This is a genomic window from Curtobacterium sp. NPDC087082 (assembly GCF_044745045.1).
GTDB lineage: Bacteria > Actinomycetota > Actinomycetes > Actinomycetales > Microbacteriaceae > Curtobacterium.
This window is the reverse complement of record NZ_JBIUZN010000002.1, coordinates 265,697-284,374: the sequence shown is the minus strand read 5'-3', so window position 1 is coordinate 284,374 and position 18,678 is coordinate 265,697. Positions and strand designations below refer to the sequence as shown.

General features: G+C 72.0%; 14 protein-coding genes. 10 read left to right on the top strand and 4 right to left on the bottom strand.

Annotation, left to right across the window (positions count from 1 at the left end; all coding sequences use genetic code 11):
* Positions 1-72: 72 nt before the first annotated feature.
* The 4 genes from ACIPEP_RS06630 (at position 73) to ACIPEP_RS06615 (ending at position 6,266) form a co-directional block, all read left to right on the top strand.
* Complete coding sequence (locus tag ACIPEP_RS06630) at positions 73-1,068, top strand: DNA-directed RNA polymerase subunit alpha (protein ID WP_022906362.1); 996 nt, start codon at positions 73-75, stop codon at positions 1,066-1,068.
* Between the two features lie 66 nt (positions 1,069-1,134).
* Positions 1,135-1,701, top strand: coding sequence for a 50S ribosomal protein L17 (gene rplQ / locus ACIPEP_RS06625; protein WP_070417691.1), 567 nt, complete (start codon positions 1,135-1,137; stop codon positions 1,699-1,701).
* 208 nt (positions 1,702-1,909) lie between these two features.
* Positions 1,910-3,028, top strand: a complete 1,119-nt coding sequence (locus ACIPEP_RS06620) for an aromatic acid exporter family protein (RefSeq protein WP_402716814.1) — start codon at positions 1,910-1,912, stop codon at positions 3,026-3,028.
* A 28-nt stretch (positions 3,029-3,056) separates the two neighbouring features.
* The gene (locus tag ACIPEP_RS06615) at positions 3,057-6,266 is read left to right on the top strand and encodes a BTAD domain-containing putative transcriptional regulator (RefSeq protein WP_402716813.1); all 3,210 of its coding nucleotides are present in this window, start codon (positions 3,057-3,059) and stop codon (positions 6,264-6,266) included.
* Here ACIPEP_RS06615 and ACIPEP_RS06610 read toward each other — a convergent pair.
* Both ACIPEP_RS06610 and ACIPEP_RS06605 read right to left on the bottom strand, forming a co-directional pair.
* Positions 6,248-7,078 carry an ABC transporter permease gene (locus ACIPEP_RS06610; RefSeq protein ID WP_070417694.1) on the bottom strand — a complete coding sequence of 277 codons (831 nt, stop codon included), beginning with the start codon at positions 7,076-7,078 and terminating at the stop codon, positions 6,248-6,250. The genes ACIPEP_RS06615 and ACIPEP_RS06610 overlap by 19 nt on opposite strands.
* A complete protein-coding gene (locus ACIPEP_RS06605; protein ID WP_402716812.1) occupies positions 7,075-8,058 on the bottom strand; it encodes an ATP-binding cassette domain-containing protein in 984 nt (327 codons plus the stop codon). Before ACIPEP_RS06605 ends, ACIPEP_RS06610 begins: the two co-directional genes overlap by 4 nt.
* A 161-nt stretch (positions 8,059-8,219) precedes the next feature.
* Between ACIPEP_RS06605 and truA the strand changes: the two genes are divergently transcribed.
* From truA to glmM, 6 genes are all read left to right on the top strand, one after another.
* The gene (gene truA / locus ACIPEP_RS06600; protein WP_402716811.1) at positions 8,220-9,137 is read left to right on the top strand and encodes a tRNA pseudouridine(38-40) synthase TruA; all 918 of its coding nucleotides are present in this window, start codon (positions 8,220-8,222) and stop codon (positions 9,135-9,137) included.
* Positions 9,134-9,880 (top strand): MBL fold metallo-hydrolase, encoded by a 747-nt coding sequence (locus ACIPEP_RS06595; RefSeq protein WP_402716810.1) that lies wholly within the window; start codon positions 9,134-9,136, stop codon positions 9,878-9,880. The genes truA and ACIPEP_RS06595 overlap by 4 nt, the downstream gene beginning before the upstream one ends.
* 106 nt (positions 9,881-9,986) lie before the next feature.
* Positions 9,987-12,692, top strand: a complete 2,706-nt coding sequence (locus ACIPEP_RS06590) for an ExeM/NucH family extracellular endonuclease (protein ID WP_402716809.1) — start codon at positions 9,987-9,989, stop codon at positions 12,690-12,692.
* 237 nt (positions 12,693-12,929) lie between these two features.
* Positions 12,930-13,376, top strand: a complete 447-nt coding sequence (rplM, locus tag ACIPEP_RS06585; RefSeq protein ID WP_022906970.1) for a 50S ribosomal protein L13 — start codon at positions 12,930-12,932, stop codon at positions 13,374-13,376.
* Positions 13,377-13,414: 38 nt separating this feature from the next.
* Positions 13,415-13,900, top strand: coding sequence for a 30S ribosomal protein S9 (gene rpsI / locus ACIPEP_RS06580; protein WP_022906971.1), 486 nt, complete (start codon positions 13,415-13,417; stop codon positions 13,898-13,900).
* 22 nt (positions 13,901-13,922) lie between these two features.
* A complete protein-coding gene (gene glmM / locus ACIPEP_RS06575) occupies positions 13,923-15,296 on the top strand; it encodes a phosphoglucosamine mutase (RefSeq protein ID WP_070417698.1) in 1,374 nt (457 codons plus the stop codon).
* A 365-nt stretch (positions 15,297-15,661) separates the two neighbouring features.
* On the opposite strand, the gene coaA is transcribed toward glmM, so the two are convergent.
* Together coaA and ACIPEP_RS06565 are read right to left on the bottom strand one after the other, a co-directional pair.
* Positions 15,662-16,606, bottom strand: a complete 945-nt coding sequence (coaA, locus tag ACIPEP_RS06570; RefSeq protein ID WP_092385261.1) for a type I pantothenate kinase — start codon at positions 16,604-16,606, stop codon at positions 15,662-15,664.
* An 88-nt stretch (positions 16,607-16,694) separates the two neighbouring features.
* Positions 16,695-18,632: a hypothetical protein gene (locus ACIPEP_RS06565; protein ID WP_402716808.1), complete on the bottom strand. Its 1,938-nt coding sequence runs from the start codon at positions 18,630-18,632 to the stop codon at positions 16,695-16,697.
* Positions 18,633-18,678 lie beyond the last annotated feature (46 nt).

Genomic DNA, 18,678 nt, shown 5'->3' with positions numbered 1-18,678 from the left:
GTCGGGGCCCGGTCGGCCCCGTCGTACCGCCGAGTGTCATATAGCGGACACTCCGCCGAAAGGAATCCCACAGTGCTCATTGCACAGCGCCCCACCCTGACCGAGGAGACGATCTCCGAGTTCCGCTCGCGCTTCGTCATCGAGCCGCTCGAGCCGGGCTTCGGTTACACCCTCGGCAACTCGCTGCGCCGCACGCTCCTCTCCTCGATCCCCGGCGCGGCTGTCACCAGCATCCGCATCGACGGCGTCCTCCACGAGTTCAGCACCGTTCCCGGTGTCAAGGAAGACGTCACCGAGATCATCCTCAACATCAAGAGCCTGGTCGTCTCCAGCGAGCACGACGAGCCGATCACGGCGTACCTGCGCAAGCAGGGTGCCGGTCAGGTCACCGCAGCGGACATCTCCGCTCCGGCCGGCGTCGAGATCCACAACCCGGACCTCGTCATCGCGACCCTGAACGACACCGCGCGCTTCGAGCTCGAGCTGACGATCGAGCGTGGCCGTGGCTACGTCTCGGCGACGCAGAACCGTTCGGAGTTCAGCGAGGCCGGTCAGATCCCGATCGACTCGATCTACTCGCCGGTCCTCAAGGTCACCTACCGCGTCGAGGCGACGCGTGCCGGTGAGCGCACGGACTTCGACCGCCTGGTCGTCGACGTCGAGTCGAAGCCGGCCATCACGCCGCGCGACGCCATCGCGTCGGCAGGTCGGACGCTCGTCGAGCTGTTCGGGCTCGCCCGCGAGCTCAACACCGCGGCCGAGGGCATCGAGATCGGCCCCGCGCCGGTCGACGCCGTGCTCTCGAACGAGCTGCAGACCCCGATCGAGGACCTGGACCTGTCGGTCCGCAGCTACAACTGCCTCAAGCGGGAGGGCATCAACACGGTGTCCGAGCTCGTCGCCCTGTCGGAGACGCAGCTCATGAACATCCGCAACTTCGGTCAGAAGTCGGTGGACGAGGTCAAGGACAAGCTCACCGAGCTCGGCCTGTCCCTCAAGGACACCGTCCCCGGATTCGACGGCGCCCACTTCTACAGCGGGTACGACGAGGACGAGTCCAACAACTGACCTCGCGCTGACGCGCACGCGCGCCGCTGACGCAGCGCGCAACACTTTCACCACTGGAGAACTGACATGCCGAAGCCCACCAAGGGCCCCCGCCTCGGTGGCGGCCCCGCCCACGAGCGCCTGCTCCTGAGCAACCTCGCCAACGCCCTCTTCACGCACGGTCGCATCACGACCACCGAGACGAAGGCCAAGCGCCTCCGTCCCGTCGCCGAGCGTCTCATCACGTTCGCGAAGCGTGGCGACCTGCACGCGCGTCGTCGCGTGATCAGCATCCTGCGCGACAAGTCCGTCGTGCACACGCTGTTCACCGAGATCGCCCCGCAGGTCGAGGACCGTCAGGGCGGCTACACCCGCATCACGAAGCTCGGTTTCCGCAAGGGCGACAACGCTCCCCTCGCGTCGATCGAGCTCGTCCTCGAGCCGGTGTCGAGCACGCCGGCCCCGGTCAAGCGCGACGCGGCCCCGGCCGCTGCTGCTCCGGTCGAGGAGCCCGCCGCCGAGGACACCACCGACGAGGCCCCGGTCGAGGAGACCGAGACCACCGAGGAGTCCGCTCCCGTCGCCGAGGAGACCGAGACCGAGGCAGCTGCCGAGGTCGAGGCCGACGCCGCCGAGAAGTCGGACGACAAGTAGTCACAGCCCCACCACGACGAAGCCCCCGCAACACGCGTTGCGGGGGCTTCGTCGCGTCCTGGGGGTGACCGGACGGCGGCCTGGAGGCGCGGTGCGGGCCCGCCACGTTCCTCCTGGCCCGCAGGCGGCCGAGCCGCAGAACGCGGACGGGCTCCGTCTCACAGGCGCGGCACCGTATCGTGACCGGCCGACACGACGAGAGGGACCGATGCAGTTCGAGCACATCGCGGGTGTGGGGACCCGGGTCTGGCGGTGGAGCCGGACCTCCGGGACGCAACCGCGCCTGCTCCACGCCGCGAAGGCCGCCGTCGCAGCGGTCCTCGCGTGGTTCATCGCGCGACACATGCCCGGGGTCGCGGCGGAGTACCCGTACTACGCTCCGCTCGGTGCCGTCGTGGCGATGCAGACGACGGTGTTCGCGGGCATCCGGAGCGGGGTCCAGACGCTCGTCGGCATCGCGCTCGGCATCGTCATCGCCGGGTTCACGATGTGGGTCGGTGACCCGGGTTTCCTGGCGATCGCGCTGGCGGTCGGCATCGGGGTGCTCGTGGGCGGGTTCCGCGTCCTCGGCGAGGGCAGCTCCTGGGTGTCCACCGCCGCGCTCTTCGTCCTGCTCGTCGGTGGCGCCCATGCCGAGGGGTACTCGCTCGGGTACCTCGTGCAGATGGCCGTCGGGGTCGTGGTGGGCCTCCTGGTGAACTTCCTCGTCTTCCCGCCCCTGCGCTTCTGGGACGCCGAGCACCGGATCGACGCGGTCAACCAGGTGCTCGCGGACCACCTGGACGGGCTCGCCGAGGTCCTCGCAGGGGGCGAGCGCGACGAGAAGGCCTGGGACCGTCAGCAGGACCGACTGGACCGTGCCATCGCCGACGTCCGCTCCCGGGTGTCGATCGCGCACGAGAGCCGGCGGCTGAACCCACGCGGAGCACTCCGTGGGTCCCGTGCACGGCTCGAGCAGGACGGCGCCCGCTTCCGTGCCCTCGAGCGGGTCGCCTGGTACACGACGGACCTCACCGAGCTCGTCGCCCGGTCGGGTCCGGTGTCGGAGGGGCTCGGGCGACCGGACCCCGAGTTCGCCGAGCCGCTCGCGACGGCCCTCCGCGAGCTCGCGTGCATGGTCCGCGGCGAGTGCCCCGAAGAGGCGGGCGACGACGCGATCGCCGAGGTCGAGCGGGCGCTGGACGCGTCGCGCGAGAACCCGTCGCACGTCGCGGTCACGTCCGCCGCGCTCGTGGCGATGCGCGGCATCGTGGAGTCCGAGCGCCGGGCGACGAACGACCTCGACACCCGCACGGGGCCGTCCGCCTTCCGGAACGCCCACGGCTGACCCTCGACGCTCGACCTAGACTCGGGACGTGCCCGTCCTCTCTCGTGTCGCCGTCCTCGGGCCGGTCGAGGTCGAGGACCAGCAGGGGCGCCCGACCGCCGTCCCCGGGGCCCTGGCGCGTGGGTTCCTCGTCGCGCTGGTGCTCGCGCGCGGACACGCCGTGACGACCGAGGCGCTCATCGACGAGCTCTGGGGCGACGACCAGCCGCGCGGCGCCCGTGCAGCGCTGCAGACCCTCGTCTCCCGGCTCCGGCGCAGCACGGCCGACGGCGTCGTCGTGTCGACGAGCACCGGGTACGCACTCGGGGTCGACCCCGGCTCGGTCGACCTGACGGCCGCCGAGCGCGCGGCTGCCAGCGAGGACGTCGCGGTGGTCCGGGCAGCGCTCGACGGCTGGCGGGGCGACCCCGGCGCGGACGTCGACGGGGACCTCGGCGCCGCGCTCGCCGACCGCGCGGCCACTGCCCGCCGTGCGCTCCGACGCCGGCTGGGCGAACTCCTCCTCGACCGCGGGGACGCGGCCGAAGCGGCCGCGCTGTGGCTCGCCGAGTCCGAGGCGAACCCGTTCGACGAGGTCGCCGTCGCCGGGTGCATGCGCGCGCTGGTCGCCGCCGGCCGGAACGCCGAGGCGCTCGCCGCGTTCGCGACGCACCGCGACCGCCTCGCCGACGAGCTCGGCGCGGACCCCTCGGCCGACCTGGTGCGGCTGAACGCCGATCTGCTCCGCCGGTCCGCCGCCGACTCCGGTCGCGCTCGTCGGGTCGGGCTGCGGGCCGCGCCGAACACGCTCGTCGGGCGGCTGGAGGACCTCGCCGCCGTCACGGACCTCCTGTCCCGCAACCGGCTGGTCACGATCCTCGGTGCGGGTGGGCTCGGCAAGACCCGCCTCGCGCAGGCGGTCGCCGCCGGTGTGCCGCCGACCACCGGCGTGGTGGTGTTCGAGCTCGCGCCGATCGCCACCGCCGAGGACGTCGTCCCCGCGCTCGGTGCCCTGCTCGGGGTGGCCGAGTTCCGGTCCGCCCGGGCGCTGCGGGAGGTCGTCGTCGCCGACCTGCGAGCGCGGGTGGGGCGGGCGCTCGGGGAAGCCCCGACGGTCCTCGTCCTGGACAACTGCGAGCACCTCGTCGGCGACGTCGCCGGGTTCGCCGCCGACCTGCTCGCGAGCATCCCCGACCTCCGGATCCTCACGACCTCGCGCGCACCGCTCGCGATCGCCGGCGAGGTCGTGGCACCCCTCGCGCCCCTCCCGGTCGAGGCCGACGGCGCCGCGGTCCGGCTGTTCACCGAGCGCGCCCGGGCCGCCCGACCCGGGGCCGTGCTGCCCGTGGACACCGTCCGCCGCATCTGCACGCGGCTCGACGGGTCGCCGCTCGCGATCGAGCTGGCCGCGGCGCGGATCCGGGGGATGAGCATCGACGAGATCGAGCGCCGGCTCGACGACCGGTTCGCGCTCCTCCGGGGCGGCGACCGCAGCGCCCCGGAGCGGCACCGCACGCTCCTGGCGGTCATCGAGTGGAGCTGGCGCCTGCTCGACGCGGGCGCGCAGGACCTCCTGACCCGCCTGGCACTGTTCCCGGACGGCCTGGCGGTCGACGCCGTCGAGGCCGTGGCCGCGCCGGACCGCCGGGACGACGCGCTCGACGACCTCGCCGAACTCGTCGAGCAGTCCCTCGTGCAGCTCGTCGAGGTCGAGGGGGAGCCGGTCCGCTACCGCCTGCTCGAGACCGTCCGCGAGTTCGGGGCCGCACGGCTCGACGAACGCGGTGCCACCGAGGCCGTGCGCACGGCGATGATCCGCTGGGGGCGGGACTTCGCCGCCGCCAGGAACCTCTTCACGCTCACCGGCCCGGAGCAGCTCGACCGCTTCCACGAGGTCCAGCGCGAGGCCGACAACCTCGTGACCCTGCTCCGCTGGAGCCTCCGCGCCGACGACGCCTCGGCGACCGCGCACGTCTTCGCCGCCCTCGGGGCCTACTGGACGCTCCGGGGTGCCCACGGCGAGGTCACCGCGATCGCGTCCGACGTGGTCGCGGTGCTGCGCTCGGGTCCGCCCGCGGCCGAGGACGTCGCCGCGGTGCACGTCGGACTCGTCGTCGCCGGGGCCTCCTCGGCGTTCGACGACCGCCGGACCGCCGCGTGGGCGATCTCCACGCTCCGGCGCCTCCGCCGCGTCGGGACGACGGGGTTCCCGGTGCTCGACGCACAGGCGGCGCTGCTCCTGACGCTCGGGCGTCCGGCGGCGGGCACCGCGCTCCTCGCGCGCCTCCGCGACGACCCCGACGAGGGCGTGGCCGGCACCGCCAACATGCTCAGCGCGCCCCTCGCCGAGAACGACGGCGAGTTCGCGGCGGCCCTCCGGTACGCCACCCGGGCGCAGACGCTCGCGGAGCGCACCGCCGACGCGTGGACGATCGGCACCGTGGCCGTCACCATGACGCAGCTCCTCGCCCAGACCGGCCGGTACGCGGACGCCCTCGCGAACGCCGACCGCGCCCGTGAGCAGCTCGAGCGCTTCGGCGCCGAGGACGACCTGTACGAGATCGGCTGGACCGTCGGGCTCTGCTCGGCCGCGACCGGCGCCGTGGACACCGCCCGGTCGATCGCCGCCGAGCTGCAGCACCGACCGGTCTCGGGGCGCGGCGGCTTCGACGGCGACCGCTCCCAGATCGGCGTGCTCGCCGTCGCGATCGGCGCGGAGTGCCTCCGGTTCGAGGGCGACCTCGACGCCGCTGCAGCGCAGTACACGGCGGCGTGGGACTGGGTGCTGCCGCACCGGAAGGCGACTCCGCACTGGACCGTGATGGCGGGCGCGGCGCGGATCGCAGCGGTCGACGAGGCGGCGCTCGGCGCGCCCGACGGAGCCGCACCGCGCCTCCAGGCCGACGAACGCGCGGTCGCTCGCCGCATCCGGAAGGCCGCACTCGTGATGATCCGCGTCCACCCGTGGTGGCTCGACCTGCCCGTCATCGGCACGACGCTGGCGGGACTCGCGGTCGCGGCGGCGCGCAGCGACCGTCCGGCCGAGGCGGCCCGGTGCTGGGGTGCCGCGATGCGGTTCGGCACCCGGCAGGACTTCGCGGTGCTCGCCCACGGACGGCTCCGGCCGCTCCTCGTCGACGCGCTCGGCGCGGCCCGCGTCGCGGACGCCGAGACGGCCTCGGCCGGATGGGACCGGACCGAGGCCGTCGCGCGGGCGAGGACGCTGCTGGAGGACCTCCGCTACGCCTTCCGCATGTAGGCGCGGACCGTCAGCGGCGCGAACACGGCGACCACCACGGCGGCACCGAGCAGGCTGATCCAGAGGTCACCGGTGACGGCGCCGTGGTTGATCAGCTCGCGGACGGCGGTGATGAGGTGCGAGATGGGGTTGACCTCGGTGAACCAGCGCAGCCAGCCGGGCAGGGTGTCCGTGGGGACGAACGCGTTCGACAGGAACGTCAGCGGGAAGAGCACCAGGTTGGCGATGCCGGAGACGCTCGACGCGGTGCGGGCGACCACGCCGAAGTAGGCGAAGATCCAGCTGATCGACCAGGCGACGACGATCACGAGCACGCCGGCCAGCACGACCGCCGCGGCACCGCCCTCGGGACGCAGGCCCATGATGATCCCGACCGTGAACGTGATGGCGGTGGCGATCGCGTACCGGACCGTGTCGGCGAGCAGCGCACCGGCGAGCGGCGCGATGCGGGCGATCGGCAGGGACTTGAAGCGGTCGAACACGCCCTTGTCCATGTCCTCGCGGAGCTGGACGCCGGTGACGATCGAGGACGTGATGTTCGTCTGCACGAGGATGCCGGGGATGATGACGGGCAGGTAGCTGGACACGTCGCCGGCGATCGCGCCGCCGAAGATGTACGTGAACATCACGGTGAAGACGATCGGCATGAGCGTCACGTCGAACAGCTGCTCGGGCGTGCGACGGACCTTCACCAGGCCGCGGTACGCCATCGTGAAGGACTGTCGGACGGTCGCGCCGAGTCCGGAGCCGCCGATGCCGGGGCGTGGGGCGACCCGCGGTGCCGAGGTGGGGGTGGGGGCGATGGTGGTCATGCGATGCTCCATTCGGCGGCGGCGGACGCGTCAGCGACCACCGCTTCGCCGGTAATTTGCAGGAAGACCTCGTCGAGCGTGGGCTTCTGCACGCTCATCTCGGCGAGGGAGATGCCGGCGTCGCGGAACGACACGAGCAGGTCGGTCACGCGGTCCGGGTCGGACATCGGCGCGGTGAGGCGCGAGCCCTCGGGGCTGGCCACCGCGTCGACGCCGAGGCTGTTCCGCACGATGGTGCGGGCGGCGTCGAGCCGGAGCGGGTCGGCCAGCCGGAGCTGGAGCGAGCTCGACCCGATGGACGCCTTCAGCTCGTCGCCCGTGCCCTCGGCGACGACGCGGCCGTGGTCGATCACGGCGATGCGGTCGGCCAGCTGGTCGGCCTCGTCGAGGTACTGCGTCGTCAGCAGGACGGTGGAGCCGGTCGCGACGAGCTCCCGGATCGTGTCCCACATCTGGGCGCGGGTGCGGGGGTCGAGACCCGTCGTGGGCTCGTCGAGGAACAGCAGCGGGGGCTGTGCGATGAGGCTCGCGGCGAGGTCGAGACGACGACGCATGCCCCCGGAGAAGTTCTTCAACGGACGCGACGCAGCCTCGGTCAGCCCGAAGCGCTCGAGCAGCTCGGCGGCCTTCCGCTTCGACTCGGCGCGGCCCAGGCCGAGCAGGCGCGAGAAGATGACGAGGTTCTCGGTCGCGCTGAGCGTCTCGTCGACGCTCGCGTACTGGCCGGTCACCCCGATGAGGGAGCGGACGGCCTGCGCCTCGCGGCGGACGTCCCGCCCGAAGATGCGGGCCTCGCCGGCGTCCGCCTTGAGCAGCGTCGCGAGCATCGAGATGGTGGTGGTCTTGCCGGCGCCGTTGGGGCCGAGCACGCCGTAGACCGAGCCGGCCTCCACGCGGAGGTCGACACCGTCCACTGCGCGGTTCGTCCCGAAGGTCTTCACGAGGCCGGTGGCCTCGACCGCGAGCGGTGTGGTGGTCATTCGCGCAGGTCCTTTCGTGGTGACTCGACGTGGTTCGTCGATGTCGAGGACGATGGTGCCGCGGCCCGCTCACGCGCCACTGACGTGGCACTGACACCGGGGCGGGGTGCGTGTCAGCACGGGGGCCAGGAGGCGCGGTCCGGCCCCGGTACGGTGGCCTGGTGGACGAGACGGCGGGCCCGCAGGGCGGCGGTGACGGTGACGGCGTGCGGCTGCGGCTGGACATCGCGTACGACGGTGCCGCGTTCTCCGGGTGGGCCCGGCAGCCGGGTCTCCGGACCGTGCAGGGCGCGCTCGAGGCCGCGCTCGCCACCGTCTTCACCCGGTGGGGCGAGCCGCCGCTGCTCACCGTGGCCGGGCGCACCGACGCGGGCGTGCACGCCACCGGGCAGGTCGCCCACCTCGACCTCACGTCGGCGCAGTGGGACGCGCTGGCCGCCAAGCGGGGGTCGGGGCGCTCGCCGCTGGACGGGCTCGTCAAGCGCGTGAACGGCATCGCGGCGCCGGAGGGGGACGTCGTCGTCACCCGGGCCTCGGTCGCGCCGGAGGGGTTCGACGCCCGGTTCTCGCCGCTGTGGCGCCGCTACTCGTACCGGATCGCGGACGCCGACGCCTGGCGCGATCCACGTCGACGGGGACACACGGTCTGGCACCCGACGCGGTTGGACCCGGCGGCGATGGAGCGCGGTGCGCTGCGGCTGCTGGGGCTGCACGACTTCGCGACGTTCTGCAAGCCGCGCGAGGGGGCGACGACCATCCGGACGCTGCAAGAGTTCCGCTGGGACCGCGAGCCGGACGGCGTGCTGGTGGCGCGCCTCCAGGCCGACGCCTTCTGCCACTCGATGGTGCGCGCGATGGTGGGGGCGACGATCGCCGTCGGCGAGGGCCGGTTCGGCGCCGACCGGCTCGAGGAACTGCGGGTCGCCGAGGCGCGGACGAGCGAATTCAAGGTCGCGCCGGCGAAGGGCCTCACCCTGACCGAGGTCGGGTACCCGGCCGACGACGACCTCGCGGCGCGGGCGTCGCAGACCCGCGCGCGACGCGGAGCGCCCGACGACGGCGGTACCGTCGGGGGATGACCTCCCGCGAACCCCGCTCCGTCGTGTCCGTCGCACCCGGGGTGGTGTTCGTCGAGGGGCCCGTCTCGAACTGGGTGGTCCTCGCCGAGGAGGACGGTGTCGCACTGATCGACGCCGGCTACCCGGCCGACACCGACCTCGTGCTCGACACCGTGCGGTACGCCGGCCACGAGCTCGACGACCTGCGCCGGGTGTACGTCACGCACGGGCACGTCGACCACGTCGGCGGCATCCCCGGCATCCTCGAGCGCTACCCGCACGTCGAGGTGCTCGCCCACGCCGACGAGCTCGACAACGTGCGCGGGCCCGCGCGGCAGCAGGTGACGCCGGCCGAGATCGGCGGACGACTGGCCGCGCCCCGGGTCCTCCGGTGGCTCGCCCGCGCAGTGCGCTCCGACGCGCTGCGACCCACCGCGGTGCCGACCGCCCGCGCGTTCACGGGTGCGGACTTCGTCGGCCGGGCGATCGCGCCGCTGCCGGCCACCGGGCACACCGACGGGTCCACGGCCTACCTGCTGCCCGCCGCGAACGCGATCGTCACCGGGGACGCCATCGTCAGCCGGCACGACACGCAGCCGTCGTCGTGGGAGCCGCGGCCGCGCATGATCACGTCGTTCTTCACGGCCGACCAGGAACGAGCGCTCGAGTCCGCGCGGGCGCTGCCGATCCCGGACGTCCTGCTCCCCGGACACGGGCCGGCCGTGCACCGCGTCGGGTCCACCTGGCGGCCGATCGGGTCCTGATCCCCGGGCACCGCGCACCGCCGCCGCCTGCACCCCGATCAGGGGTGGAACGGATCGTTCACCCGCCGGAAACCTGAGGGGCCCCGCAGGTCGGTACCGTGCGACCATGCACAGATCCGTCGGGCGCACTCTGCTGTGCGCCACCGCTGCAGCCGCGCTCGTCGCCGCTCCGCTCGTCTCCGTCTCCTCGGCCAGCGCGAACCCCCAGGGCTCCGGGCTCGTCATCGCCGAGGCCTACCTCAAGGGCGGCAGCGCGAACCAGCCCTTCACGAACAAGTTCGTCGAACTCGGCAACCCCACCGACAGCCCCGTCAGCGTCGACGGCTGGTCGGTGCAGTACCGCGCGGCGACCGGTACCGGAGCGCCCTCGGTCGGCAAGCTCGCCGGCTCCGTGCCCGCGCACGGCACCTACCTCGTGCAGATGGGCTCGAACGGCACGAACGGCGAGGCGCTGCCCGAGCCGGACGCCGTCACCGGGCTGAACCCCTCCGGGTCGACCGGCACCCTCGTCCTCGCCGACCAGGCGACGGCGCTGACGCTCCCCGCCGGCGCCGTGACGACGGGCACCCCCGGCGTCGTCGACCTGCTCGGCTACGGCACGTCGAACACCTTCGAGACCGCGGTCGCCCCGACCGGCACGGCGAACGCCGTCCCGGACGCGCTCACCCGTCAGGGCACGACCGACACCGACTCGAACGCCGCCGACTTCCGGGTGACGACGACCGTCACGCCGGAGAACGCCGCGGGCGAGACCACGCAGCCGACGGACCCGACCGACCCCACGGACCCCACCGACCCCGGTGACGGCGGCACGACCCCGGCCGAACGGGTCACGATCGCGCAGCTGCAGGGCACCGGCGACGCCTCGCCGTACGCCGGGAAGACCGTCACGACCGACGGCGTCGTCACCGCGGTGTACGCCACCGGCGGCTTCAACGGCTACACGGTCCAGACCGCCGGCACCGGCGGCGCGCTCGACCTCGGGAAGCACACCGCCTCCGACGCCGTCTTCGTCTACTCGTCGGCGACCGTCGGCAGCGTGGCGATCGGGGACGCGGTGCGCCTCACCGGCACGGTGTCCGAGTTCAACGGCCTGACCGAGCTGACCGTGCCCACCGCGTCCGGCCTGACGAAGCTCCCCGCCGCGGGGGTCGTCCAGCCGGTCCCGGCCACGCTGACCTTCCCGCGCACCGACGCACAGCGTGAGTCGCTCGAGAGCATGCTCGTGGCGCCGCAGGGCGACTACACCGTCGCGGACAACTACACGACGAACCAGTACGGCGAGGTCGTGCTGGCATCGGGGAAGCAGCGCCTGCTCCAGCCGACCGAGGTCGCCCGTCCGGGCAGTGCCGAGGCCGCCGCCGTCACCGCGGACAACGCGGCGCGCAAGGTCGTCCTCGACGACGGTGCCAGCACGAACTTCCTCAGCGCGGCGAACCAGTCGATCCCGGTGTCGTGGCTCACGCAGGGCCCGGTCACGGTCGGCGCCGCTGCGACCTTCCACGAGCCGGTCGTCCTCGACTACCGGAACGACTCGTGGAAGTTCCAGCCGACGTCGCCGATCACCGGCGCCACCCCGGCTGCCGACCTGCCGGCGTCGTTCTCGGACGTCCGCACCGCCGCGCCGGAGAACGTCGGCGGTGACATCCGCCTCGCCGGGTTCAACGTCCTGAACTACTTCCCGACGACCGGCGACCAGCTCACCGGCTGCACCTACTACACCGACCGCGACGGCGACCCCGTGACCGTCCGGGGCGGCTGCGACGCCCGCGGTGCCGCGAACGCCGACGACCTCGCCCGCCAGCAGGTGAAGATCGTCAAGGCGATCAACGGCCTCGGCGCCGACGTCGTCTCCCTCGAGGAGATCGAGAACTCGGCGCGCTTCGGCCAGGACCGTGACGCGGCCGTGGCGACCCTCGTGGCCGCGCTCAACGCCGCGACCGGCAAGGACACCTGGGCCTACGCGAAGTCCCCGTCGAAGCTCCCGTCGAGCGAGGACGTCATCCGCCTCGCGCTCATCTACAAGAAGGACCGCGTGCAGCCGGTCGGCTCGTCGACGATCCTCACCGACTCGACGGCCTTCACGAACGCCCGCCAGCCGCTCGCGCAGGCCTTCGCCCCGGTCGTCGCGAAGCCCGGCAAGGGCAAGGGCGCGCAGAAGCCGAGTGCGAAGGACACCTTCCTGGTCATCGCCAACCACTTCAAGTCGAAGGGCTCGGGCGAGGGCGTCGACGCCGACCAGGGCGACGGGCAGGGTGCGTCGAACCACTCGCGCGTCGAGCAGGCGAAGGCGCTCGTGACGTTCTCGACCGCGATGCAGCGCCAGGCGCGGACCGACAAGGTGTTCATGCTCGGCGACTTCAACGCCTACAGCGAGGAGGACCCGGTCGTCGCCCTCGAGGACGCCGGCTACACGGACCTCGGCCCGACCGAGGACGCGTCCGAGTGGTCGTACGTCTTCAGCGGGCTGAGCGGGTCGCTCGACCACGTGTTCGCGTCCCCTGCTGCACTGGAGACCGTCACCGGCGTGGACATCTGGAACATCAACTCGGTCGAGTCTGTGGGCCTCGAGTACAGCCGGTACGACTACAACGTCACGGACCTGTACCAGGACGACGTGTACCGGGCGAGCGACCACGACCCGGTCGTGGTGGGCATCGACCTGCCGGGCGTCGGCACCCCGGGAGGCGGGAACCCCGGCCACGGCGGCGACCCCGGACACGGCGGGAACCCGGGCCACGGCGGTCCGGTCGCGGACGCGCTGGCGGCGCTCGCCGCCCTGCTCGCGTGGTTGCGGAGCCTCTTCGGCTGACGTTCGCTGCACCGGACGGGAGGCGCGGTGCCAGCCGGCACCGCGCCTCCCGTCCGTCCTGTCTCCGTTTGACCGCCGTCACGTGCGTCGGGTAGGCTCTCACCTTGGTCTGCGCGCTCTGTGCGCCGGACAGTCAGATGAGCCCTCCACCGGGCCGTTCACACGGGTTCTCCCACGTGAACACCCACCGGAGCGGGATTCACGGACTCCTCACCTCGACACGAAAGCAGCACCACTGTGACTCGTACGTTCTCCCCGAAGCCGGCAGACGTCCAGCACGACTGGATCGTCATCGACGCCACCGACGTCGTCCTCGGCCGCCTCGCCACCCACGCCGCGGCGCTCCTGCGCGGCAAGCACAAGGCCACCTTCGCCCAGCACATGGACATGGGTGACTACGTCATCATCGTGAACGCCGACAAGGTCGCCCTGACCGGTTCGAAGCTCGCGAAGAAGGTCTACTACCGCCACTCGGGCTACCCGGGCGGCCTCACGGCGACCTCCTACCCGGAGATGCTCGAGAAGCACCCGACCCGCGCCGTCGAGAAGGCGATCCGCGGCATGCTCCCGAAGAACACCCTCGGTCGCGAGCAGCTCAAGAAGCTGAAGGTCTACGCCGGCGCGGAGCACCCGCACTCGGCGCAGCAGCCCAAGGCGTACACCTTCGACCAGGTCGCACAGTAGTTCCGGCCACGACGACTTCCAAGGACTAGGTAAAACTCATGGCTCAGATCGCTGACTCCCTCGACCAGACCCCGGAGAGCTTCACCACGGAGAGCGCACCCGCCGCTTCCGAGGCTGCTCCCCGTCAGATCCTCAACGTCTCGGGCGGTGCCGTCGGGCGCCGCAAGGAGGCCATCGCACGCGTCCGTCTCGTCCCGGGCTCCGGCTCGTTCGTCGTGAACGGCCGCTCGCTCGAGGACTACTTCCCGAACAAGCTGCACCAGCAGCTCATCAACGACCCGTTCAAGGTGCTCGAGCTGCTCGGCGCCTACGACGTCGTCGCCCGCATCACCGGTGGTGGCCCCTCGGGTCAGGCTGGTGCGCTCCGTCTCGCCATCGCCCGTTCGCTGAACGAGATCGACCGCGAGAACAACCGCGCCACCCTCAAGAAGGCCGGCTTCCTCACCCGCGACGCCCGCGTCATCGAGCGCAAGAAGGCCGGTCTCAAGAAGGCCCGCAAGGCTTCGCAGTTCTCGAAGCGCTAGTCGTCACCGGCTGAAGATCGCAATGCCGCGTCTGTTCGGTACCGACGGGGTTCGTGGTCTCGCCAACGGCGAGCTGACGGCCGCGCTCGCACTGGGTCTTGCCCAGGCGAGCGCGGCCGTCCTCACACACGGACACCACGCGGACGCCCGCCGGGCGTCCGGTCGACCGCGCCCTCGTGCGGTCCTCGCGCGCGACCCGCGCGTCTCCGGCGAGTTCCTCGGTGCTGCGGTCGCGGCCGGGCTCGCCTCCGCCGGCGTCGACGTGCTCGACGCCGGGGTCATCCCCACCCCCGCTGCGGCGTTCCTCGTCGCGGACATCGACGCCGACTTCGGCGTGATGATCTCCGCGTCGCACAACCCCGCTCCCGACAACGGGATCAAGTTCTTCGCCACGGGTGGCCGGAAGCTCCCGGACGAGGTCGAGGACCGCATCGAAGCGGCCATGCACGACCACTCCGCACCGACCCCCACCGGTGGCGACGTCGGCCGGATCACCCGGTTCGCCGACGCCGAGGACCGCTACGTCGTCCACCTGCTCGGCACGCTGCCGCACCGGCTCGACGGCATCCACGTCGTGCTCGACTGCGCGAACGGCGCCGCCGCGGGTGTCTCGCCCGAGGTGTTCGTCAACGCCGGGGCCCGCGTGACCCTGATCGGTGCCGACCCGGACGGCATGAACATCAACGACGGTGTCGGTTCCACCCACATCGACAACCTCGCCCGCGCGGTGCTCTCGCACGGTGCGGACGTCGGCATCGCCCACGACGGTGACGCGGACCGCTGCCTCGCGGTCGACGCCGCCGGCAACGCGATCGACGGCGACCAGATCATGGCGATCCTCGCGCTGTCGCTGCAGGAGCGCGGGCGCCTGGCGTCCGACACCCTCGTCGCGACGGTGATGTCGAACCTCGGGCTGAAGCGGGCCATGGCGGACGCGGGCATCACGATGCTCGAGACCGGTGTCGGCGACCGCTACGTCCTCGAGAAGATGACCGAGGGCGGGTACTCGCTCGGTGGCGAGCAGTCCGGCCACATCATCTTCAACGAGTTCGCGACCACCGGCGACGGCATCCTCACCGGGTTGCACCTCGTCGCCGAGATGGCCCGGACGGGCAAGACGCTCGAGCAACTCGCATCGTGCATGACGGTGTTCCCGCAGGTGCTCGTGAACGTGCGCGGGGTGGACCGGCACGGCCTGGCCGACCAGGGCGTGCAGGACGCCGTCGCCGCTGCGACCGCCGCACTCGGCGACGCGGGGCGCGTGTTGCTCCGGCCGTCCGGCACCGAGCCCGTCGTGCGGGTCATGGTCGAGGCGGCCTCCCAGGCCGATGCCGAGCGGATCGCCGAGGAGCTCGCGGCCGTGGTGCGCGAGCGCCTGGCGCTCGACGCGGCGTAGGCGCGCGGCGCGCTGGCGCGCGGCGCGCTGGCGCGCTCGGCGCTCGGCGCGTTGGCGCGCGCGGCGCGCGTTGGCGCGCGCGGCGCGCGCTCGCACAGCCAAAGTCCGTCGGAACCACGCAGATGCGTGGTTCCGACGGACTTTGCTTGTGCGGCGGCAGCTCGAGCCGCCCCGCGTCGGCGGCCCGCGGCCCGGGGCGGCGCCCCGCGGCGGCGGCCGCACCGGCCGAGCCGCGTCGAACCACGGATGCGACATCGCACCAGCCCCCGCGCCCGGTTCCACGTCGGATTCGTGGTTCGTCGTTCCCGCCCGCCGCCGGCGGCGCCCCGCGCCCCGCGGCGCCGCGGCGTCGGCCGCCCCGCGCGTCAGATCTTGCGGAGCAACACCGACGACACCTTGTGGTCCGCCGCCTTCTTCAACACGAGGGTCGCCCGGGAGCGCGTCGGCAACACGTTCTCGATGAGGTTCGGCTCGTTGATCGCCCGCCACACCTCGGTCGCCGTCCGCACCGCATCCGACCGGGAGAGCGAGGCGAACCGGTGGAAGAACGAGTCCGGGCTCGCGAAGGCCTCTTCCTGCAGCGCGAGGAACCGGTCGACGTACCAGGCCTCGATGTCCTTCGTCTTCGCGTCGACGTAGATCGTGAAGTCGAAGAGGTCGGACAGCGCCAGGCGCCCGTGCACCGGCGGCGCGAGGACGTTCAGGCCCTCGACGATGAGGATGTCCGGCTGTCGCACCACGATCTCGGCGTCCGGCACGATGTCGTACACGAGGTGCGAGTAGTACGGCGCTCGGACCTCGGTCGCGCCGCTCTTCACCTGGCTCACGAAGCGCAGCAGGGCCCGGCGGTCGTAGGACTCCGGGAAGCCCTTGCGGTCCATGATCCCGCGCCGCTCGAGCTCGGCGTTGGAGTAGAGGAACCCGTCGGTGGTCACGAGCTCCACGCGCGGGGTGTCCGGCCAGCGCTTCGTCAGCTCGCGGAGCAGTCGTGCGACGGTCGACTTGCCGACGGCGACCGACCCGGCGACACCGATCACGAACGGCGTCCGCCCGGCTCGGTCACCCAGGAAGGCCGACGTCGACGCGTGCAGGTTCCGTGCGCCCGCCGCGTAGAGCGTCAGCAGGCGGGACAGCGGCAGGTAGACCTCCTGCACCTCCTGCATGTCGAGGCGGTCACCGAGACCGCGCAGCTGCACGATCTCGGTCTCGGTGAGGGACAGGTGCTCCTTCGGAGCGAGCTGCGACCACTCGCCACGCGGGATCTCCACGAAGGGGGTCGGGTGCGCGACGGTGGTCTCCGGGATCGGCATGGGAACGAGCGTACAGACGGGAGGCGCGGATCACGTGAGCCGACCGGCTCGCGTGATCCGCGCCTCCCGATCCGTGCTGTCGGCGCGCCTACTGCGCGTTCAGGGTGAAGGTGACGTCCTTCGCTCCCGCGGACTTGAGGGTCCGCGTGAACGTGTCGCCGGTGATGGCGGCGCCGGTCGTGTAGGACCACGTGCCAGCCTCGTCGGCGGTCACGTTCATGAGGTACTTCGACCCGGAGTAGATGTCGACGCGGGCCTTCGGCGCGGCCGTGCCCTCGATCAGCTGCTTCTGCCCCTGCACGAAGGTCTTGGTCGCGACCGTGATCGGCGCCGTCTGCTCCTGCTCGGCGGCGTTCAGGGTGAACGTGAGGTCCTTCGCGCCCGCGGACTTGAGCGTCCGCGTGAACGTGTCACCGGTGATCGCTGCGCCGGTCGTGTACGACCACGTGCCGTCCTCGCCGCCAGTCACGTGCATCAGGTACTTCGACCCGGAGTAGATGTCGACGCGGGCCTTCGGCGCGGCCGTTCCCTCGATGCGCTGCTTCTGCCCCTTCACGAAGGTCTCTGTGGTGACCGAGATCTGCGCTGCCGCGGTCAGCGTGAACGTCAGGTCCTCGGCACCCGCGGACTTGAGCGTCCGCGTGAACGTGTCACCGGTGATGGCGGCGCCGGTCGTGTACGACCACTTCCCGTCCTCGCCGGCCACGACGTTCATGAGGTACTTCGACCCGGAGTAGACGTCGACGCGGGCCTTCGGCGCGGCCGTGCCCTCGATGCGCTGCTTCTGACCCTTCACGAACGTCTTGGTCGCGACCGCGAGCTCCTTCGTCGGTGCGGGCGCCGCCGCCGTGAACGTCTCGGTCAGTTCGTCCTTGCCGGCGACGAACGTGAGGTCGAACGAGTCCTCGTCGACACCGGTGAACTTCTCCGGGGTGGTGAAGGACCACTCGCCGGCCTCGTTGACGACCGGTCCGCCGATGACCTTGCCCTCCGAGCGGACGAGGATGCTGTTGACGCGGCGGGTGGTCGTGCCGGTCACGGTGAACTGCTCGCCCCGCTCGTACTCGGTGGCCGAGGTGATGGTGATCTTCGGCGTGATGAGCCCGTCGGCCGCGGTGAACGTCTGCTCGAGGGACTTGTCACGGGCGACGAAGCGGAAGTCGAACGAGTCTTCGTCGAGGATCGGCGCGCCCGCGGGGATGGTGAAGGACCAGTTGCCATCGGCATCCACCAGGGGGGAGAACGGGATGTCCGAGCCGGCCCGCACCTGGATCGCGGTGACCTGCTGCGTGGTGGTCCCGGCGATGGTGAACGCCTTGCCGCGCTCGTACTCGTTCGCCGAGGTGATCGTGATGTGCGGCGTGACGATGCCGTCGGACGCGGTGAACTTCTGGGTGAAGGGCTCCTGGAGATTGCTGCGGAACTCGAACTCGAGCTCGTCCGCACCGGTGACGCGGCCCGGAACGGTGACCTGCCAGTTCCCGTCCTCGTCAGCCTGCCCGGAGAAGGCCGGGTTCTTGCCGGCCCACAGCGTGACGTCTCGGTGGGCGCTGGCGCCCCTGCCGGTGATGAGCAGGTCCTCGCCGCGCTCGTAGGTCGTGCCCGAGGTCAGGGCGAACGACGGGATGATCTGGCCGTCCTCCGCGGTGAACTGCTGCGTGAACGACGTGTTGTATCCCGTGCGGAACTCGTACGTCAGGCTGTCCGCCGTGGTGAGCCGACCGGGGACGGTGAACGCCCACTCTCCCTCGGCACCCGCGGCCACGGAGAGCGCGTGGTTGCCGCCCGCCCACATCGAGACGTTCTGGTAGGGCAGGGCACCCGTGCCGGTGATGGTCAGGTCCTTCCCGCGTTCGTAGTCCGTGGACGAGGTGAGCCGGAACCCGTCGCCGATCGCCGCGGTCGAGGACGACGACGTCGGGGCCGGAGCTGCCGGAGCGGCCATCGCCACGGTGGCGGGAGCGATCGCGATCGACGTGCCGAGGGTTGCGATGACGCAGGCGGTGAGGGTGGAGCGCTTCTTCATGAACATCCTTCGCAATTAACTGAAATGCAACATATGCTAGATCGCT